We start from the raw sequence: 4,105 nt of genomic DNA on the forward strand, positions 1-4,105 counted from the left end.
AAAAGACCTTCCGCCCAACTTGTACAAGAAAAAGGACTCGCGCAACGGCAAGACGTATTACACCTATCGGGATCCGGAAACCGGCAGGGTTTACGGACTCGGCTCCGACAAAGCGGCAGCCATCACCCAGGCCCACGACCAGAACAGGGAGTCGTATTTCAAAACCGGGCCCGTTCTCACTGAGCGAATTGCTGCCGGCCCACGAAAGACGCTCAGCGATTGGATTGTCGAGTTTCGGTTGGAGTACGCGAAGCGGTGTCTGTCGGAATCAAGTGTGGCTACCATCGGGCGCCGCCTAAACCAGATAGACAAGGCGCTGGGATCGCACGGAATTCGGGAAATTGGAACGTTTGAGATAGCTACATACCTCAAAGGAATCGAGGCAGAAGGCAAGGCATCAATGGCGCGCGCAATGCGGTCATTGCTCCAGGATGTTTTCCGCGAGGCCAACGCTCGCGGGTGGCGAAGTGACAACCCTGTAACCGTGACCAGGGCCGCAAGAGTGAGGGTGCAACGCCAGCGCCTGACGCTGGAGCTTTGGAAATTGATTCATGCTGAGGTTCATCAGCCTTGGATGAAGCGCGCAATGGAGCTTGCCTTGCTCACTGGCCAGCGGCGTGACGATATACGGAACATGCTGTTCAAGGACGTTTCCGACGGCGTGCTTCACGTAATCCAGCAAAAGACCGGGGCCCGCCTGCGGATTTCAACAGCGTTGAGGCTGGAGTGTGTTGGTCTGCAGTTGAGTGAGGTGATCAAGTCCTGCCGTGACTCGGTGATTTCAAAGCACTTGATCCACCACCCATCACGGGCATCAAGCGCAGTCGCCGGCACGCCAGTGACGTTGAATGTGCTGACGATGACGTTCGCTGCCGCGCGCGATCGTGCAGCGGCCAAGGCAGGGATCGTGCTCGGAGATAGCCCGCCATCGTTCCATGAAATGCGCTCACTGGCTTCGCGGCTTCATGAACTCGAAGGCCGCGACACACAGAAGTTGCTTGGACATAAAACGGCCGCTATGACTGATTTATACCGGGACGGCCGTGGCGTTGAATGGATCGATGTGGCCTAACGGAGTAGTAGGAGTTTTTGGGAGATTTTGGGGAGGTTTTGGGGAAGAGCGTTTTCCCCAATGAAATCAGCCCTTTCTTATAACCACGTAGTAGCTCGCTATTACCTCCAGCCCTTCAGGCCTACTAGTATCAATTGAGCTGAATCGCATCCTACAAAAAAAATAACAAGGAAATTAGCCATGAGTGACTTGAAACTCGATCGCCGCCGCTTTCTTCAGGGAAGTGGCGGTCTGCTGCTGGGTACCTTGTTGTTCGGTTCCGGGCCTATCGCTTTATTAGCCCCCAGCCAAAGCTGGGCGCTGCCGATGACTACGTTGGACAGCGCCACCGGCGACCGTCTGATAGTGATCGTTCGCCGCATGTACCCCCACGACACGATGGAGGATGCTGTCTATGCCTTCTCCGTAAAAGCCCTGGACGAAAAAGCCTCCAAAGACCCCGGCATTGCTGACTTGCTCAAGAGCGGTGTGGCCGACCTCGATCAAAAAGCCGGTGGTTCGTGGTTGAAGCTAGACGAGACGCATCAAGTCGCCATCCTCGAATCGGTACAACACAGCGATTTCTTCACCCTGGTGCGCGGCACCACGGTCGCGTCCCTTTATAGCAACGAACTTGCCTATCTGCACTTTGGTTACGAAGGTGCTTCCTATCCGAAAGGTGGCTATTTACACCGCGGTTTCAATGACCTGACGTGGTTGCCGAACCCGCCTGCCGATGCCAGCCCTGTCCCCCTTTCTTGAGGAACGCCACAATGACTACTTATGCGCTTGATGACGACACCGTTGTAGTGATCATTGGCTCCGGTGCGGGTGGTGGCACCTTGGCCAACGAACTGTGCCAAAAAGGTATTCCAGTGGTACTGCTCGAAGCCGGTGAGCGGCAATCCACGGCGACCTTTATCAACGACGAATGGCCGGCTTTCGTTCAGTTGTCCTGGTCGGACAAACGCACCACCTCCGGCACATGGCGGGTGGCCAAGGATTTCCCGAACCTGCCCGCCTGGATCTGCAAAACCGTGGGCGGCACCACCACTCACTGGGCCGGGGCGAGTTTGCGCTTTCGTGACTACGAATTTCGCGCTCTGGAAACTTATGGAGCGGTCAAGGACGCCGACTTACTGGATTGGCCGATTACGCTGACTGAACTCGAACCGTATTACGCTCGTGCTGAAGACAAAATGGGCGTAACGCGCACCAATAATGTCCCAGGCCTGCCTGGAAACAATAACTTCAAGGTCCTGTACGACGGCGCGAAGAAACTTGGTTACAAAGAATGCTCTACTGGGCATATGGCAATCAACAGCGTGCCGCGCGCCGGTCGTGCTTCTTGCCAGCAACTGGGCTTCTGCTTCCAGGGCTGTAAAATGGGCGCGAAGTGGTCAACGCTCTACACCGAAATCCCTGCCGCCGAAGCCACCGGCAAGCTTGAACTCCGCACCCAGGCCCAAGTCGTGCGCATTGAGCACGACGACAAAGGGCTGGCCAGTGCCGTGGTTTATGCAGACGCCAAAGGTCAATTGCAACGCCAAAAAGCGCGGGTTGTGGCGGTGGCAGGAAACGCCATCGAAACCCCGAGAATCCTGCTCAACTCTTCTAGCACACTGTTTCCCCATGGCCTGGGCAACGGCGCAGGCATGGTCGGCAAGCACTATATGCGCCACATGACCGGCTCGGTGTTTGCCGAATTCAAGGAACCGGTGCACTTCTATCGCGGCACGATTATGGCTGGCATCATCAGCGACGAGGTGGCCAACAAACCGTCCCGAGGATTTGTCGGCGGCTATGAGATGGAAACCATTTCCCTGGGGCCATCGTTTATGGGCGCGTTCTTCAATCCCGGCGCCTGGGGTCGCGACTTTACCCGGGTGCTGGACCAATACACGCACCTTGCGGGCATGTGGTTGATTGGCGAGGACATGCCTAGGGCGAGTAACCGTGTCACCGTCAATGACGGGGTCAAGGACCAGTTCGGCATGCCGGTGGCCAACGTTCATTACGACGACCACCCCAACGACCTGGCTATGCGCGAACACGCGTTCACCCAAGGTGAAGCGGTATACGCCGCCGCCGGTGCACTCAAGACGCACCGCGTTCCGCCCTACCCTTCGACCCATAACATGGGCACCTGCCGCATGAGCGCCAAGGCGCAAGACGGCGTGTGCAACAGTCACGGGCAAAGCCATGAAGTGGCGAATTTGTTCATCTCCGATGGCAGCCAATTCACCACCAGTGCGGCAGAAAATCCGACGTTGACCATCGTCACCCTGGCGATCAGACAAGCCGACTACATCGCCGATTCGTTAAAGGCGCAGCGGATCTGACTACGGGAGGGGAGCGTGAGTTATCACGGTTAATTTAAGTGTGCGTGAGGACTTCGTTACGGTGAGCGCTCGACAATGGAGACCAGTTAGCCAATCGACTAACGGCGTGCAGCCAGCGGTTGTGCGACTCTCCACCTCTACGCTCGAAGGGAAACTCTCATGAATAAATTATCCGCAGTCATATTGTGCATGTCGTTGGGCGCTGTCGGCAGCGTATTCGCAGCCGAGACCACCAGCGGCGATGCCATGAGTAAAAACAGCATGTCGAAGGACGCGATGTCAAAGGGCACCCCGTCTAAAGATGCCATGAAGAAAGACACCATGAGCAAAGACAGCATGTCCAAAGATGCCATGAAGAAAGACATCATGGGTAAGGATGAAGCTAAAGACCCGATGTCCCATTGATCAAATCTGTAGGAGCCAACCTATTGGCGAGGGGCTTGATGCCATGTATCAGGCCTGACGCTTCCAACAAGCAGGCCCTTATCAAACAACGCATAACTTATTGAAAATAATCTGTAGGAGCTGCCGAAGGCTGCGATTCGACCGGGGACCGGTCGCCGTCGTGATACCGCTGAAGGGGTGCCGGTCGCCTGCGACCCCGGCCTATCGCAGCCTTCGGCAGCTCCGGGTTCTGTGTTTGTTGCGCGACAATTGCACCCCAAACCCGAGTAGGCCGGAATCTATTTAGGCTGGGTTTATTTGAAGTCTC

4 protein-coding genes are annotated in these 4,105 nt (G+C 56.2%); all 4 read left to right on the forward strand.

Annotated elements, in window-relative coordinates; translation table 11 throughout:
* Positions 1 to 1,072: phage integrase Arm DNA-binding domain-containing protein (locus JWR17_RS18935; RefSeq protein ID WP_299833644.1), on the forward strand; the 1,072-nt coding region annotated here is incomplete at its 5' end.
* A 180-nt stretch (positions 1,073 to 1,252) separates the two neighbouring features.
* Positions 1,253 to 1,813 (forward strand): twin-arginine translocation signal domain-containing protein, encoded by a 561-nt coding sequence (locus JWR17_RS18940; protein ID WP_299833646.1) that lies wholly within the window; start codon positions 1,253 to 1,255, stop codon positions 1,811 to 1,813.
* Positions 1,814 to 1,824: 11 nt separating this feature from the next.
* Positions 1,825 to 3,393, forward strand: coding sequence for a GMC family oxidoreductase (locus tag JWR17_RS18945; RefSeq protein WP_299833648.1), 1,569 nt, complete (start codon positions 1,825 to 1,827; stop codon positions 3,391 to 3,393).
* A 159-nt stretch (positions 3,394 to 3,552) separates the two neighbouring features.
* On the forward strand, positions 3,553 to 3,798 hold the full coding sequence (locus JWR17_RS18950) for a pentapeptide MXKDX repeat protein (RefSeq protein ID WP_299833650.1): 246 nt from the start codon (positions 3,553 to 3,555) through the stop codon (positions 3,796 to 3,798).
* Positions 3,799 to 4,105: the final 307 nt, after the last annotated feature.

The sequence above is a fragment of the Pseudomonas sp. genome, from assembly GCF_028293835.1.
Lineage (GTDB): Bacteria > Pseudomonadota > Gammaproteobacteria > Pseudomonadales > Pseudomonadaceae > Aquipseudomonas.